The sequence below is a fragment of the Streptomyces sp. SJL17-4 genome, from assembly GCF_036826855.1.
In the GTDB taxonomy this organism is placed as follows: Bacteria; Actinomycetota; Actinomycetes; order Streptomycetales; family Streptomycetaceae; genus Streptomyces.
The window spans coordinates 6438984-6453646 of sequence record NZ_CP104578.1; the positions used below are offsets into that span (position 1 = coordinate 6438984).

General features: G+C 73.8%; 15 protein-coding genes. 8 read left to right on the forward strand and 7 right to left on the reverse strand.

The features are described 5' to 3' along the window. Positions 1–42: 42 nt before the first annotated feature. The 3 genes from N5875_RS28945 to N5875_RS28955 all read left to right on the forward strand — a co-directional run bounded on the left by N5875_RS28945 (position 43) and on the right by N5875_RS28955 (position 3855). The gene (locus N5875_RS28945) at positions 43–630 is read left to right on the forward strand and encodes a TetR/AcrR family transcriptional regulator (RefSeq protein ID WP_318207253.1); all 588 of its coding nucleotides are present in this window, start codon (positions 43–45) and stop codon (positions 628–630) included. A 29-nt stretch (positions 631–659) separates the two neighbouring features. Then, positions 660–1817, forward strand: a complete 1158-nt coding sequence (locus N5875_RS28950) for an acetyl-CoA C-acetyltransferase (protein WP_318207252.1) — start codon at positions 660–662, stop codon at positions 1815–1817. 301 nt (positions 1818–2118) lie between these two features. Beyond that, positions 2119–3855 carry a DEAD/DEAH box helicase gene (locus tag N5875_RS28955; RefSeq protein ID WP_338497102.1) on the forward strand — a complete coding sequence of 579 codons (1737 nt, stop codon included), beginning with the start codon at positions 2119–2121 and terminating at the stop codon, positions 3853–3855. Here the strand turns inward: N5875_RS28955 and N5875_RS28960 are convergent. The 5 genes from N5875_RS28960 to N5875_RS28980 form a co-directional block, all read right to left on the reverse strand. Beyond that, positions 3780–4682 carry a tyrosine-protein phosphatase gene (locus tag N5875_RS28960; RefSeq protein ID WP_318207250.1) on the reverse strand — a complete coding sequence of 301 codons (903 nt, stop codon included), beginning with the start codon at positions 4680–4682 and terminating at the stop codon, positions 3780–3782. The two genes, N5875_RS28955 and N5875_RS28960, sit on opposite strands and share 76 nt — an antisense overlap. A 103-nt stretch (positions 4683–4785) precedes the next feature. After that, entirely contained in the window at positions 4786–5838 is a 1053-nt protein-coding gene (locus tag N5875_RS28965; RefSeq protein ID WP_318207249.1) for a nitronate monooxygenase, read from the reverse strand. Then, positions 5838–6596: a CoA-transferase gene (locus tag N5875_RS28970; RefSeq protein ID WP_338497104.1), complete on the reverse strand. Its 759-nt coding sequence runs from the start codon at positions 6594–6596 to the stop codon at positions 5838–5840. The genes N5875_RS28965 and N5875_RS28970 overlap by 1 nt, the downstream gene beginning before the upstream one ends. Continuing rightward, positions 6593–7441, reverse strand: a complete 849-nt coding sequence (locus N5875_RS28975) for a CoA-transferase (protein ID WP_338497105.1) — start codon at positions 7439–7441, stop codon at positions 6593–6595. The genes N5875_RS28970 and N5875_RS28975 overlap by 4 nt, the downstream gene beginning before the upstream one ends. Continuing rightward, positions 7438–8187 carry an enoyl-CoA hydratase family protein gene (locus N5875_RS28980; RefSeq protein ID WP_338497106.1) on the reverse strand — a complete coding sequence of 250 codons (750 nt, stop codon included), beginning with the start codon at positions 8185–8187 and terminating at the stop codon, positions 7438–7440. Before N5875_RS28980 ends, N5875_RS28975 begins: the two co-directional genes overlap by 4 nt. Positions 8188–8253: 66 nt before the next feature. On the opposite strand from N5875_RS28980, the gene N5875_RS28985 reads away from it, so the two are divergent. The 3 genes from N5875_RS28985 (at position 8254) to N5875_RS28995 (ending at position 10553) form a co-directional block, all read left to right on the forward strand. Further along, the gene (locus tag N5875_RS28985) at positions 8254–9108 is read left to right on the forward strand and encodes an SDR family oxidoreductase (protein WP_338497107.1); all 855 of its coding nucleotides are present in this window, start codon (positions 8254–8256) and stop codon (positions 9106–9108) included. Further along, the gene (locus tag N5875_RS28990; RefSeq protein ID WP_338497108.1) at positions 9095–9970 is read left to right on the forward strand and encodes an SDR family oxidoreductase; all 876 of its coding nucleotides are present in this window, start codon (positions 9095–9097) and stop codon (positions 9968–9970) included. The genes N5875_RS28985 and N5875_RS28990 overlap by 14 nt, the downstream gene beginning before the upstream one ends. 154 nt (positions 9971–10124) lie before the next feature. Then, a complete protein-coding gene (locus N5875_RS28995; protein ID WP_318207243.1) occupies positions 10125–10553 on the forward strand; it encodes a ribonuclease domain-containing protein in 429 nt (142 codons plus the stop codon). A gap of 15 nt (positions 10554–10568) precedes the next feature. On the opposite strand, the gene N5875_RS29000 is transcribed toward N5875_RS28995, so the two are convergent. Further along, positions 10569–12239 (reverse strand): ankyrin repeat domain-containing protein, encoded by a 1671-nt coding sequence (locus tag N5875_RS29000; protein WP_338497111.1) that lies wholly within the window; start codon positions 12237–12239, stop codon positions 10569–10571. 101 nt (positions 12240–12340) lie between these two features. Here N5875_RS29000 and N5875_RS29005 point away from each other — a divergent pair, with 101 nt between their 5' ends. After that, a complete protein-coding gene (locus N5875_RS29005) occupies positions 12341–12802 on the forward strand; it encodes a GNAT family N-acetyltransferase (RefSeq protein ID WP_338497113.1) in 462 nt (153 codons plus the stop codon). Here the strand turns inward: N5875_RS29005 and N5875_RS29010 are convergent. Continuing rightward, positions 12799–13683: a hypothetical protein gene (locus tag N5875_RS29010; RefSeq protein WP_318207240.1), complete on the reverse strand. Its 885-nt coding sequence runs from the start codon at positions 13681–13683 to the stop codon at positions 12799–12801. The genes N5875_RS29005 and N5875_RS29010 overlap by 4 nt on opposite strands. A gap of 138 nt (positions 13684–13821) precedes the next feature. On the opposite strand from N5875_RS29010, the gene N5875_RS29015 reads away from it, so the two are divergent. After that, positions 13822–14622, forward strand: coding sequence for a serine protease (locus N5875_RS29015; protein WP_338497116.1), 801 nt, complete (start codon positions 13822–13824; stop codon positions 14620–14622). Positions 14623–14663: the final 41 nt, after the last annotated feature.

A 14663-nucleotide genomic window follows, 5' to 3' on the forward strand; every position in this document is an offset into this window, starting at 1 on the left:
AGCAAGAGCTCGAGCAAGAGCTCGAGCAAGAAGAAGACCCCGGTGAGCGGCGGGCCCGAGCGGCGCCGTGAACTCCTCGACACGGCGGCCGAGGTGTTCGCCGCCCAGGGGTACAACGCCACCACCGTCCGCAAGATCGCGGACGCCGCCGGCATGCTCGCCGGCAGCCTGTACTACCACTTCGACTCCAAGGAGTCGATGCTCGACGAGATCCTCTCCACCTTCCTCAACGAGCTGTGGGAGGGGTACGACGCCGTCCTCGACGCCGGACTCGGGCCCCGCGAGACCATCGAGGCCCTCGTCACCGAGTCCTTCCGCGAGATCGACCGGCACCGCGCCGCCGTCGCCATCTACCAGAAGGAGTCCCGGCACCTCACCGACCAGCCCCGCTTCCACTACCTCACCGACTCGCAGCGCAGGTTCGAGAAGGCCTGGCTCGGCACCCTGGAGCGCGGGGTCGCCGCCGGGGCCTTCCGCGCCGACCTGGACGTCCGCCTGACCTACCGGTTCGTCCGCGACACCGTCTGGGTCGCCGCGTCCTGGTACCGGCCGGGCGGCCTGCACAGCCCCGAGGAGATCGCCCGCCAGTACCTGTCCATGGTCCTGGACGGAATCGCCGTACGCACGTAGACGCCAGGAACACACCCCGAGGAGTCGCCATGCCCGAGGCCTACATCGTCGAAGCGGTCCGCACGCCCGTGGGGCGCCGAGGGGGCGGACTCTCGCCCGTCCACCCGGCCGACCTCGGCGCCCACGCCCTGAAGGCCCTCGTCATCCGGGCGGGGATCGACCCGGCCGCCGTCGACGACGTCGTCCTCGGCTGCCTCGACACCGTCGGGCCGCAGGCCGGCGACATCGCCCGCACGGCATGGCTCGCCGCGGGCCTCCCCGAGGAGGTCCCCGGGGTGACCGTCGACCGCCAGTGCGGCTCGTCCCAGCAGGCCGTGCACTTCGCCGCCCAGGCCGTGATGTCCGGCACCCAGGACCTCGTCGTCGCCGGCGGCGTGCAGAACATGTCGATGATCCCCATCGCCTTCGCCTCCCGGCAGGCCGCCGAACCCCTCGGCCTCACCGGCGGCCCCTTCCACGGCAGCGAGGGCTGGCGCGCCCGGTACGGCGACGCGCCCGTCAACCAGTTCCACGGCGCCGAGCTGATCGCCGAGAAGTGGCGGATCACCCGCCGCGACCAGGAGGAGTTCGCCCTCCGCTCGCACCAGCGGGCGCTCCGCGCGATCGACGCGGGCCGCTTCGCACGGGAGACCGTGGCGTACGGCGACGTCACCGTCGACGAGGGGCCGCGCCGCGACACCAGCGCGGAGAAGATGGCCGGGCTCCGGCCGGTCGTCGAGGGCGGCACCATCACCGCCGCCTGCTCCTCCCAGGTCTCCGACGGGGCGGCGGCGCTGCTCCTGGCGAGCGAGCGGGCCGTACGGGAGCACGGGCTCACCCCCCGGGCCCGGATCCACCACCTCTCGGCGCGCGGCGAGGACCCCATCCGGATGCTGTCCGCGCCGATACCGGCGACCGCCCACGCGCTCAAGAAGACCGGTCTGACCATCGACGACATCGACCTCGTCGAGATCAACGAGGCCTTCGCGCCGGTCGTCCTCGCCTGGCTCAAGGAGACCGGCGCCGACCCGGCCCGGGTCAACGTCAACGGCGGCGCGATCGCCCTGGGCCACCCGCTCGGCGCGACCGGCGCGAAACTGATGACGACACTCCTCCACGAACTGGAACGCACCGGAGGCCGCTACGGCCTCCAGACCATGTGCGAGGGCGGCGGCCAGGCGAACGTGACGATCATCGAAAGGCTCTGAGCCAGGCGAACGTCACGAGCGTCGAAAGGCTGTGACCGGCTCGGTGATCAGTGCCGTTCCACTGTGAGGTCGCCCACGTCACACCCCGCTGGGCAGGTCTGATCCGTCCGGGCATCGGTCGGGAGGGGCGGGAAGGTTCCGGGGCGCACTATTGTTCCGGTAGAGACATCCGGGGCTCGTACCGCGCGTTCCGGGAAAACAGCCGGGGCCCGTATCGCGTGTTCCGGGTAGAGCAGCCGGGGCCCGCACCGTGCAGGTGCGGGCCCCGGCTGCGCCGCGAGCACCGGCCAGAAAGGCACGCATGACCCGCTCCGAACGCCCTCACAAGCGCAGCCCCCGCACCGCCCAGGCGAAGTCCACGTCACAGCCGAAGGCCTCCCGCGGAGGGCGCCGTCCCACCGCGCCCCCGCCGCCGAGCGAGTTCACGCCGCCGGAGACGGTGACGCCCGCCCTGCCCGCGGTGGCCGCCTTCGCCGACCTCGACATGCCCGAGGGCCTGCTGCGGACCCTGGGCGAGCAGGGCGTCACGGAGCCGTTCCCGATCCAGGCCGCGACCCTCCCGAACTCGCTGGCCGGCCGTGACGTGCTCGGCCGCGGGCGGACCGGCTCCGGCAAGACCCTCGCGTTCGGACTCGCGATCCTGGCCCGTTCGGCCGGCCGCCGCGCCGAGCCCGGCGCGCCGCTCGCGCTCGTCCTGGTGCCCACCCGCGAGCTCGCGCAGCAGGTGACCGACGCGCTCACCCCGTACGCCTCCGCGCTGCGGCTCCGCATCACCACCGTCGTCGGCGGCATGTCGATCAGCCGGCAGTCGTCCGCGCTGCGGCGCGGCGCCGAGATCCTCATCGCCACGCCCGGCCGGCTCCACGACCTCATCGACCGCGGCGACTGCCGCCTCGACCAGGTCGCCGTGACCGTCCTCGACGAGGCCGACCAGATGGCCGACATGGGCTTCCTGCCCCAGGTCACGAAGCTGCTGAAGCAGGTCGAGCCGGACGGGCAGCGCCTGCTGTTCTCGGCCACCCTCGACCGGAACATCGACCGTCTGGTCAAGATGTTCCTCGACGACCCGGTCGTGCACTCGGTCGACCCGTCGGCCGGCGCGGTCACCACCATGGAGCACCATGTCCTGTACGTGATGGACGAGACCGACAAGAAGGCCGTCACGCTGAAGATCGCGGCCCGCGACGGCCGGACGATCCTTTTCCTGGACACCAAGCGGTCCGTGGACCGGCTGGTCAAGCGGCTCCTCGCCAACGGCGTACGGGCCTCCGGCCTGCACGGCGGCCGCTCGCAGCCGCAGCGGAACCGGACCCTGGACCAGTTCAAGAGCGGTCAGGTCACCACGCTCGTCGCCACGAACGTGGCCGCGCGCGGCATCCACGTCGACGACCTCGACATGGTCGTCAACGTCGACCCGCCGATGGACCACAAGGACTACCTGCACCGCGGCGGCCGCACCGCCCGCGCCGGTGAGTCCGGCAGCGTGTTCACCCTGGTCCTCCCCGAGCAGAAGCGCGACATGGGCCGTCTGATGTCGAACGCGGGCATCAGCCCCCGCACGGCGCAGATCAAGTCCAGCGACGAGCAGCTCGCCGAGCTGACCGGCGCGCGGGAGCCCTCGGGCGTCCCGGTCGTCGTCGAGACCCCGCAGCCGACCCAGCCGCGCAAGCCGGCCGGCTCCGGCTCCGGTGCCGGCGGTGGCCGTTCCGCGGGCCGGCGCCGCCGTCCCGCCCCGGCCGGAGGCACGGCCGGTACGGGCACGGGCTCGGGCCGCTCCGGAGCCACCGGCACGGCCTCGGGCCGCGCCGCGGGCTCCTCGGGCCGTACGTCGGGCTCCGCGGGCCGCACCGCCGGTTCCGCCGGTGGCTCGGGCCGCACGTCCGGCGGTGGCCGGGGCGCCGGCTCCGGCACGGGCGGCGGACGCGCTGCCGCCGCGGGCGCCGGTGCCGGTCGCGCCGGTCGTCAGGCCGCGGGCACCAGCCGTTCGCGCAGCGCCAGCAGCTCGCGGAACTCCAGGCCGAGGCCGTCCGACACGTAACGGAACACGCTCCCGTACGAGGAGCGCAGCTGCTCCAGGGCGGTGTCGAGGTACTCCGCCCGCACCTCCTGGAGCGGAATGATCAGGGCCGGGTTCTGCATGAGCCCGGCCTGTTTCAATCCCTCCCGCAGCCGCGCGTCGTACGTGGCGCGGAAGGTGTTGGAGGCCAGGTAGTCCGCGCGGGCGAGGGTGTCGGGCACGCCGAGGAGGGTGAGCAGGAGCCATCCGGTCCAGCCGGTGCGGTCCTTGCCCGACGTGCAGTGCAGGAGCAGCGGCCCCCGGCGGGGGTCGGCCAGGTCCCGCAGGGTCGCCGCGAAGGCGGCCCGGTTCGCGGGGTCGGTGACGAACGTGCGGTACACCTCGCGCATGAACGCGGCGGCCCGTCCGCCGCCCAGCATCTCCTCCTGCCGCACCGGGTCGCGCGAGCCGATCGCGGTGAGCAGCTGCCCGAACAGGCCGTTGTCGGTGACGGGCCGGGGGACCGGGACGGCACCGGCCGGGAGCCGGTCGGCGCCGTCGTACCCGACCTCCAGGGGGATCCGCAGGTCGACGACGGTGCCGAGGCCGAGCCCGGCGAGCGTGGCCACGTCGGCGTCGGTCAGCTTGGCGAGGTGGTCGCCCCGGTAGGCGAGGCCGTACCGGACCCGGCTCCCGTCGTACGTGGGGTAGCCGCCGAGGTCACGGACGTTGACGGCGCCCTGGAGGGGGACCTGCCGGATCGGGGGCGGCTGGGGGAACCGGGGGAGGGCGAGCGCCTCCGTGGGCAGGGCGCCGAGCAGGGCGGTGGCGCCGGTGGCGGTGAGCAGCGCGCGTCGAGACAGGTGCACGGCCGGACTCCTTTGCGGCTCAAGGGGGTTGAGGGTGGGTGTGCGGCATGGGGTGCGGAGTGGGGTGCGGCATGGGGTGCGGAGTGTGGGTCTCTTCTCCGGATCACTCCTCGGGACGCGGAAGCGCCCGCAGGACCTCCGCGGCCTCCGTCATGATCCGGGTGACCAGTTCCTCGCAGCTGGGCAGGTCGTCGATGACTCCCGCGACCTGACCGGCGGCCATGATGCCGAGGTCGGTGCGGCCCTCGACCATGGACGCCCGCAGCAGCATCGGGGTGTTCGCGGCGAGCAGGACCTGGCTCCAGGAGAGGTCCTTGCCGTGGCGCATGGCCAGGCCGTCGCGGATCATCGCGGGCCAGGAGAGCCCGGAGATCCGGCGGAAGCCGGCCGCCCGGCGCAGCGCCCGGGCCAGGGACCGTACCCGCCCCGCGTGCTCCAGGGAGGCGACGAGGTCCGTACGGAGCATCCGGTGCGGCAGCCCGTCGACCGCCGTCGTCACGGTGACGTCCTTGACCGTGGCCGCCAGATAGCGGGCCTTCACCGCCTCCGGCACGGTCGAGTCGGAGGTCAGCAGGAAACGGGTGCCCATGGCGATGCCCGCCGCCCCGTGGGCGAGGGCGGCGACCAGGCCCCGCCCGTCGCGGAAGCCGCCCGCGGCGATCACCGGGATGTCGACGGCGTCCACCACCTGCGGCAGCAGGACGGTCGTCGCGACCTCGCCGGTGTGACCGCCGCCCTCGCCGCCCTGGACGAGCACCGCGTCCGCGCCCCAGCCCGCGACCTTCTCGGCGTGCCGCCGGGCGCCGACGGACGGGATCACCACGACCCCCGCGTCCTTGAGCTCGGCGATCAGGTCCCGGGACGGCGCGAGCGCGAAGGAGGCGACCCGTACGCCCTCGTCGACGATGATCCGGACCCGTTCGCGGGCGTCCCCGGCGTCGGCCCGCAGGTTCACCCCGAAGGGACGGTCGGTGCGGGACTTCACCTCGCGGACGGCGGCGCGCAGCTCCGCCACGGTCATCGTGGCGGAGGCGAGGACACCGAGCGCGCCCGCGTTCGCGGTGGCGGAGACCAGCCGGGGCCCGGCGACCCAGCCCATGCCGGTCTGCACGAGGGGGTGGCGGACGCCGACCAGCTCGGTCAGAGCGGTCTCCATCAGGCCCTGACCTCGCGGTTCCGCAGCCCGTGCGGGTCGATGACCTCGCGGATCAGCCGGAGCTCCTCGGCGCTCGGCTCGCGGGTGTACGGCACGTCCTCGCCGGTCACCAGCTCGAAGCCGGTGGCCGCCCGGACCTCGTCGACGGTGACGCCCGGGTGCACGGACACGAGCCGCATCGCGTGGTCGGGCGTCTCGAAGTCGAGGACGGCGAGGTCCGTCACCACCCGGGGGAGGCGGTGGTACGGCCCGACGGCGTGGTCGTGACCGACGCCGCTGATCATGTCGACACGCTCGACGAAGACCCGGGGCGAGTGCTTGGGGATCCAGTAACTCACCGGGTTGTTGAGGGTGTTGACGGGCGCGCCGCGGACGCCGAGGAGCTGCCGGGTGGGCCGCTCCCAGTCGCCGATGCAGGAGATGTTCTGGTTGCCGTACCGGTCGATCTGGCTTGCGCCCATCATCACGTGCCGCTTGCCGCCGGTGACCATGGTGAGGTGCCTGCGGTAGGGCAGCCAGCCCTCGGGCGCCCCGTCGAGTCCGACGAGCAGGGCCTCGCCGTCGGTGAGGAGGAGGTCGGGGGAGAAGGTGCGTTTGGCGAGTCGGGCGCCGAAGGAGGGGATCAGACCCATCGGGCTGGCGAGCACCTCGCCGTTGTCGCGCCAGGCCTCGGCGCAGGCGATCACGCAGTACTCGGCCCGGCTGGTCGCTTCCGTCGCCGCGTCCGTCGCCGCGTCCGTCGTCGCTTCCGTCGTCACTTCGGCTGCTCCTTGTGCCAGGCCTGGACGGCCGCCTGGTAGTCGTCCTCGCCCTTGCCCGAGAGGAAGCGCTCGGCGAACTCGGGCCAGGGGGTGGTCGCGTAGAGCTTCTGGAACGGCTCGTCGCGGTCGTGGTCGGGGACGCAGGAGGTGAAGTGGGCCCCGTTCGGGGTCTCGACGACGCCGGTGACGCTGTGGCGGCTGACGAGGAGGGTCTGGGGCACGGTGTCCGGCCCGAAGGACTCCACCACCCGCTCGCAGGAGAGGTACGCCGTGTCGGCGGCCTCGCAGAACAGGTCGTCGAAGTAGGGGTCGGGCCCGAGGTACTGGGCGTTGCCGAGCCGGTCGGCGCGGTTGAGGTGGACCAGGGCGGCGTCCATGCGCAGCGCGGGCACGGCGACGAACTCCTCGCCGTCCTCGTAGGGGGAGGTGACGGTCCGCAGGCCCGGGTTGACCCGCATCACGTCGGAGCCGAGGCCGGCCCGCACCGGCAGGAAGGGCAGCCGGTTGGCGGCGGCGTGCAGCCCCCACATGAACATCGCCTCGTCGAGCTCGGTGAGCTCGAAGGCGCCGCGCTCGCGGGCGGCCCTGAAGTGCGGTTCGAGGGGGATGGAGTCCAGGGTCACGAACGGTGCGACGAGCCGCCGGATCCGGCCGGCGGCCGCGAGCAGGCCGATGTCCGGGCCCCCGTACGAGATCACCGTGAGATCGCTGATCTCGGACCGGAGCAGCGCTCTGATCAGGGCCATCGGCTTGCGCCGCGAGCCCCAGCCACCGATCCCGATCGTCATGCCGGAGCGGAGCCGGCCCACGACGTCCTCGCAGGTCATCGTCTTGTCGGTCACCGGGAGCCCTCCTTCCCGAAGCTGTCGCGGACCCGGTCGGCGACCCCGCTGAGATTGGCCTCGAAGGTGAAGCCCTGCTCGAAGCGGTAGCTGCGCCGGACGTCCACGGGGTCGATGCCGTTGAGTGCGGCCTTGGCGAGCCGCAGGAGACTGCCGTCCTTCGCGGCGATCTCCCCGGCCAGACCGAGGGCCGCGGCGAGCAGTCCGGCGCGCGGGACCACCTGCCACACCGAGCCGTGGGCGTGCAGTTCGGCGGCGGTCGCGGTCCGCGAGGTGTAGTAGAGCGCCCGCATCAGATGCTGGGGCACGAGCCGCGCCAGATGGGTGGCGGCGCCGAGCGCGCCCCGGTCCAGCTCGGGCAGTCCGAAGACGGCGTCCTCGGCGGCGACGATCGCGTCGGCGTTGCCGACGAGCCCGATGCCACCGCCGAGACAGTGCCCGGCGACCGCTGCGACGACCGGCACCTCGCACTCGTACACGGCGGCGAAGGCCTCGGCGCAGCCGCTGTTGGCGCCGATCAGGGAGGTGTGCCCGGGGTCGCGCTGCAACTCCTTGATGTCGACGCCCGCGTTGAAACCGCGGCCCTCGGCGGTGAGCACGACGCAGCGGACCTCGGGGTCGCGGCCCGCCGTGCGGACGGCGTCGGCGAGCGCGTACCAGCCCTTGACGGGCAGGGCGTTGACGGGCGGGAAGTCGACGGTGACCAGGGCCACGCCCGGAGCGGGGCGCGAGGTGCAGACACCCATGAGTGGATCAGCTACCTTTCCACCAAACGTTTGTTAGGTACCCTCTCGGGAGGAAGGTAGCAGCCGATGGAGCTGGACGGGAGGGTCGTGCTCGTCACCGGCGGAACCCGCGGTGTCGGCGCGGGCATCGCACGCGCCTTTCTGCGGGCCGGCGCCCGGGTCGCCGTCTGCGCCCGCAGACCCCCGGAGGCACCGGTCGAGGCGGCGGGTCGAGCTGCCGAGTTCCACCCCGTCGACCTGCGGGAACCCGCCGCCATACGGGAGTTCCTCACCGGGTTCGCCGAGCGGTACGGACGGCTCGACGCCCTCGTCAACAACGCGGGCGGCACGCCGTACCGCCTCCTGGGGGAGGGCGCCGCCGAACGTCACGCGCGCGTGGTCGAGCTGAACCTCACCGCCCCGCTCACCGTCAGCCTCGCCGCCCATCCGCTCCTCCGGGCCTCACGCGGCGCCGTCGTCATGATCGGCAGCGTCAGTGGCACCCGGCCCTCCCCAGGCACGGCCGCCTACGGCGCGGCCAAGGCGGGCCTGGAGAACCTCGCCCGCTCGATGGCCGTCGAATGGGCCCCCGAGGTGCGGGTCAACACCCTGGTCCTCGGCATGGTGGAGACCGAACTGTCCCACCTCCACTACGGCGACGAGGTCGGGATCGCCGCCGTCGGCCGGACCGTACCCCTGGGCCGGCTCGCCGCGCCGGACGAGATCGGGGAGGCCGCCGTCTTCCTCGCCTCCGACCGGGCGGCCTACGTGTCGGGGGCCTCGCTGCTCGTGCACGGCGGCGGGGAGCGCCCCGCTTTCCTGGACGCCGCGACGGTCAACGCCGCGACGGTCAACGCCACGACGGTCAACGCCGCGACCGCCGGCGTCGCAACCGCCGACGCCACAACCGCCAACAAGGAGAGTCGAGATGGGTCTGTGTGACGAGCGAGTGGTGATCGTGACCGGAGCGGGCCGCGGACTCGGCCGGGCGCACGCGCTCGCCTTCGCCGCCGAGGGCGCCCGGGTCGTCGTCAACGACCTCGGGGTCGGCCTGGACGGCCGCCCCGGGCCGGACAGCCCGGCGGCCGCGGTCGTCGAGGAGATCCGCGCGGCCGGCGGCGAGGCCGTCGCCCACGGCGGCGACATCGCGACCACCGAGGGCGCCGCCTCGCTGATCGCGACCGCCCTCGACGCGTACGGCCGGCTCGACACCCTCGTCAGCAACGCGGGCTTCCTGCGCGACCGGATGCTCGTGAACCTCGACGAGGAGGACTGGGACGCGGTCATGCGGGTCCACGGCAAGGGCCACTTCCTGCCGCTGCGGCACGCGGGCGCGTACTGGCGGGCCGAGGCGAAGGCCGGGCGCACTCCGGTGGCCCGGGTCGTCCACACCACCTCGGGCGCCGGGCTCCTCGGCAGCGTCGGGCAGGGCAACTACGCGGCGGCCAAGGCCGCGATCGTCGGCCTCACCCTCGTCGCGGCGGAGGAGCTCGCCCGGTACGGGGTCCAGGTCAACGCGATCGCCCCGGCGGCCAGGACCCGGATGACCGAGCAGGTCTTCGACGGCCTCGACGCGCTGCCCGAGGACGTCTCGCCGCTCGTGGTGTGGCTGGGCTCGGCCGCGTCGGACGGCGTGACCGGCAGGGTCTTCGAGGCCGAGGGCGGCCGCCTCACCGTCATGGAGGGCTGGCGGCCGGGCCCGACGGCCGACAAGGGCACCCGCCGGACCCCCGCGGAGGCGGGGGAGACGGCCCGGCGCCTCCTGGCGGACGCGGAGCCGCCGCACCCGGTGTACGGGGCCTGAACCAGAGTCTTGCTCGGACCCCGCGTTCCCCATGACCCGCCGGGTCACTCCCGCGTACACGGGATCCGCACGTTCGCGGGCAAGGAGTTAACGTCCGGCGAATTGAAGGGAGTTGGACTTCCCGACCAGATCTACGCGCGTCAAAATCTCAGCCATGCGAATCCCCCCTCGATTCACCCTCGCCGGCGGTGTGACCGCCGCCCTCGTCACCTCCCTCCTCCTCGGCGCCCCCGCCACCGCCGCCTCCCCGGCCCCCGCGCCCGCCACCGTCGTGACCTCGGTCGCGGCCACCGCGGCCGTCGGGGACATCTGCTACTCCGACCTCCCCGACCAGGCGTACACGACCCTGCGGCTGATCGACGCGGGCGGCCCCTTCCCGTACCGCCAGGACGGCTCCGTCTTCCAGAACCGGGAGGGGATCCTGCCGTCCCACTCGCTGGGCTACTACCACGAGTACACGGTCAAGACCCCGGGGTCCTCCACCCGCGGCGCCCGCCGGATCGTGACCGGCGACTCGGCGCAGGAGGACTACTACACCGCCGACCACTACGCGTCCTTCGACCTGATCGACTACGGCTGCTGAGCCCGACCGCACAGGTCAGGCGCGGCGCGGGGACGTCCACTCCAGGCGGGTCCTGACCCGGGGATCGTGGACGTACTCCAGGGCGGCGAGCGCCGTCTCCCGCGCCGCGCCCTCCGGATCGCCGTCCGCCAGGGCCGAGGCCAGCGCGTCGACGGCGCGCGGGTCCTGACGGATCGCCAGCCCGCGCGCGGCCTCCGCCGCCGTCTCCGGATCGGTGTCGCCGAGCCGCTCGGCGAGCCCCTCCCGTACGAGGGGGGTGTCGTCGGGCAGCTCGGCGAGCGCGAGCGTCGCCCAGTCCCGTACCCGCGCGTCCCCGTCCCGGCTCAGCGCGAGCAGCACCCCGAGCGCCTCCACATGCCCGGCGGGCACGATCCCGGCCAGGGCTCCCGCGACCGCCCGCCGGACGGCCGGGTCGGGATGCCCGGCCGCCGCCAGGAGTTCGGGTACGGCGGCCTGGTCGGCGCACTCCCCGAGCGCCGACACCACCGACAGGACCGGCTCCCGAGCCGACACCGCCGAAAGCACCGGCTCCCGAGCCGGCACTGTCGAGAAACCCGGCTCCCGAGCCGACACCACCGAGAAACCCGGCTCCCGCGCCGACACCGCCGAAAGCCCCGGCTCCCGCGCCGACACCGTCGAGGAACCCGGCTCCCGCGCGGACGGGACCTGCCGGCGCGCGGAACGCGCCGGTGAGAGCGGATCCCACTCCGGAACCGTCACCTCCGCCGCGAGCCGGCGCAGCACCGGGACCGCGCTCGGCGCGAAGCCCGGCAGCGCGCCGAGCACCCGCGCGCCGAGCGCCCGGCGCAGCGGGTCGCGGTACGCGCACCACGCGGCCGCCGCCACGAACGTCTCCTCGTCGGCCCGGCCGGCGAGTTCGGCCACCGCCGTCGTCCAGTCGTCGAGCTCCGGATCTCCGCAGCGCAGCGCCCGCGCCGCCAGCTCCTCGTGCGGGGTGTGCAGCCCGATCGCCGCCTCGATGAGGGTGGAGATCGCCGCGTGCCCGGTCTGGCGGTCGTCGCCGCGGCCGGGCGCGCCGTCCTCCCGCAGCAGCTCGACGACCACCGTCACCCCGCCGTCCTCGCGGACCCGGCGGACCACCGCCTCGAACGTCTGGCCGCCCTCGTTCCCCGCGACGAGTCCGCGCCGCAGCTCGGCCGCCATGTCGACCCCGATCCAGCGCCGGGCCTCCCGCAGCGCGGCCTCCCGGGAGTTCGCCCCGTGGTCGAGGAGCGCCCGTACGCAGCCGGTGGAGCCGCGCCGGGCGGCGGCCACCAGCGGCAGGACCCCGTCGGGTCCGCGCCGGTCGGGGTCGGCCCCGTGCTCAAGGAGCAGCCGGGCCGTGTCGGCGTGCCCGAGCCGCAGGGCCCAGGCGAGGGCCGTGAAGCCGTACGCCTCCTCCTGATCGGGCGCGGCGCCCGCCGCGAGCAGGGCGCGTACCACCTCGGTGTGCCCGCCGACGGCCGCCCCGCACAGCGGCAGATCGTCGCCCTCCTCACCGCTGCCGCGGCCGGGATCCGCCCCGGCGGCCAGCAACACCCGTACGATTCCGGCCTCGTTGCCGACGGCCGCCCGGTACAGCGCGGTCTCCCCGTCCTCCCGGCCCTCGGGGTCGGCCCCGTCCCGCAGGGCCTGTACGGCCCCGTCCTCGTCCCCGTCACGGATGGCGTCGAACAGCGTGCTCATGCACCGACCCTGACCCGCCGTCCGGCCCTGGCGCAAATCGATTCCCACCCCCGCCGCCCGGGTCGTGGCCCGTTCGTACGCCCGTGCCAGAATCGGGCCGCATGACGCACGATCACGACCATGCGACGCTCCATGTCGGCGAAGGTGACGCCGCCCTCGCGAAGCTCCTGGACCAGGGGCTCGACGCCTTCAACTTCGCGGCCACGAACACCACCCCCGAGGACCAGGGCGAGCTGTCCGTGAAGGCCGTCGACGAGAACGGCGAGCTCATCGGCGGTCTCACCGGCTGGACCTGGAGCGGCCTCTTCGGCATCGACATGCTGTGGGTCCGCGAGGACAGCCGCAAGGACGGCTGGGGGAGCAGGCTCCTGCGCGCCGCCGAGGACGAGGCGCGGCGGCGCGGCTGCGACCGCGCCAACGTCTCGTCGTTCACCTTCCAGGCCCCGGACTTCTACCGGCGGCACGGCTACGTCGAGACCGGACGGGTGCTCGGCATCCCCGGCGGCGCCGAGGACGTCCACTTCCACAAGAGTCTGGCGGTCCAAGCCCCTTCTGGAGACTAGCCCGCGCACTCCAGCACCGTCCGGCACACCCCGCACCGGGCCTTCAGCGCCCGGCCCGCCGGGATCCGCAGGCGCTGCCGGCAGACCGGGCAGAGGAACGAGACGCCGGTCGCGGGCGCGCCGCCCTGGAAGGCGTACGGAGCGCCCTCGCCGGCCCGGCCCCGGCGTCGCTCCCAGCCGTACCGGCGCCGCTCGGCCCAGCCCGCCCCGGCGAGCGGTGGCGTGATCCGCTCCCGGTCGGCCTCGGCCCGGCCGCGTACCCAGGCCTCGTACGCCACCGCGCTGGTGAACCACGGTGACGGGTCCTCGCCGAACACCTCGGCCCGCTTGGCGAGGACGTAGCCGAACTCCTCCGGGGTCAGATAGCCGAGCTTCTGGCTCTCCACGCCGTCCCGGCGGTACGCGTCGAGCAGCAGCCAGCCCGCACCCAGGTACGTGGTGACGACATCGGTGAGGATCTCGTTCTCGGCGGTGCCGGGGAAGCCGAGGCCGAGCCGGTGCAGCAGGACATGGGTGGTCTCGTGGGCGAGGGCCGCGCCGATGTCCCGGCGACGGGTCCGGAAGCGGTCGTTGAGCTCCACGAAGTACTCGGGTCCCGCGGCGAGTTCGACGGCCGCCGCGTGCTCCATCGGACGGAAGCTCACCACCATCCGCGCCTCGGGCAGCCGCAGGTGCCGGACCAGGGCGTGGGCCACCCGCTGGGTGCCGAGATGCAGGTCCTCGTCGTCGCCGAGGGCCACGTCGGAGGCCGGCACGCTCGCCGGGTAGCGGTGCACGCCGTCGGGGGAGAGGCGCCGGTAGAGCGCGGTGAGCGAGGCCGCGACGCCGGCGCGGTGCGGAAATCCGTGGGCGACGCGGTCGCCCTCCTGACGGTTCGGCATACGGGACCCCCTCCGGTCCATTTTACGGTTCCGGTGCCGCGTGGCCGAAAAGGCTTCCTTGTGGGGGCAGTTGGGAGTTGCCCATAATCCGGACATGACTTGACGGGCACATGTCACTGGCCGTCGAGGCAACCCCCCATGAGAGAAGGCAGACACGTGAATCAGAACCGAATGGTCCGTGCGCTCCAGAAGCTGGCCGCGGCCGGCGCCGTCGTCCTGGCGGCCGTCAGCCTCCAGCCCACCACCGCCTCCGCCGCCCCCGCCCCCGTCGTCGGAGGCACCCGCGCCGTCCAGGGCGAGTTCCCCTGGATGGTCCGCCTCTCCATGGGCTGCGGCGGCTCGCTGATCACCCCGCAGGTCGTCCTCACCGCGGCCCACTGCGTGAGCGGCTCCGGCAACAACACCAGCATCACCGCCACCGCCGGTGTCGTGGACCTGCAGAGCAGCAGCGCGATCAAGGTCAGGTCCACCAAGGTCCTCCAGGCCCCCGGCTACAACGGCAAGGGCAAGGACTGGGCGCTGATCAAGCTCGCCAGCCCGATCACCTCGCTGCCCACCCTGAAGATCGCCGAGACCACGGCGTACAACAGCGGCACCTTCACCGTGGCCGGCTGGGGCGCCGCCCGTGAGGGCGGGGCGCAGCAGCGCTACATGCTCAAGGCGAACGTCCCGTTCGTCTCGGACGCCTCCTGCCAGAACTCGTACGGCAGCGACCTCGTCCCCGCCGAGGAGATCTGCGCCGGCTACACCCAGGGCGGCGTCGACACCTGCCAGGGCGACTCCGGCGGCCCCATGTTCCGCAAGGACAACGCCGGAGCGTGGATCCAGGTCGGCATCGTGAGCTGGGGCGAGGGCTGCGCCCGCGCCGGCTACCCGGGCGTCTACACGGAGGTCTCGACCTTCGCCTCCGCGATCAAGTCCGCGGCGGCCACGCTGTAGCCGACCGCACGAACAGGTGCCCCGGAGCGGCCTCGGCTCCG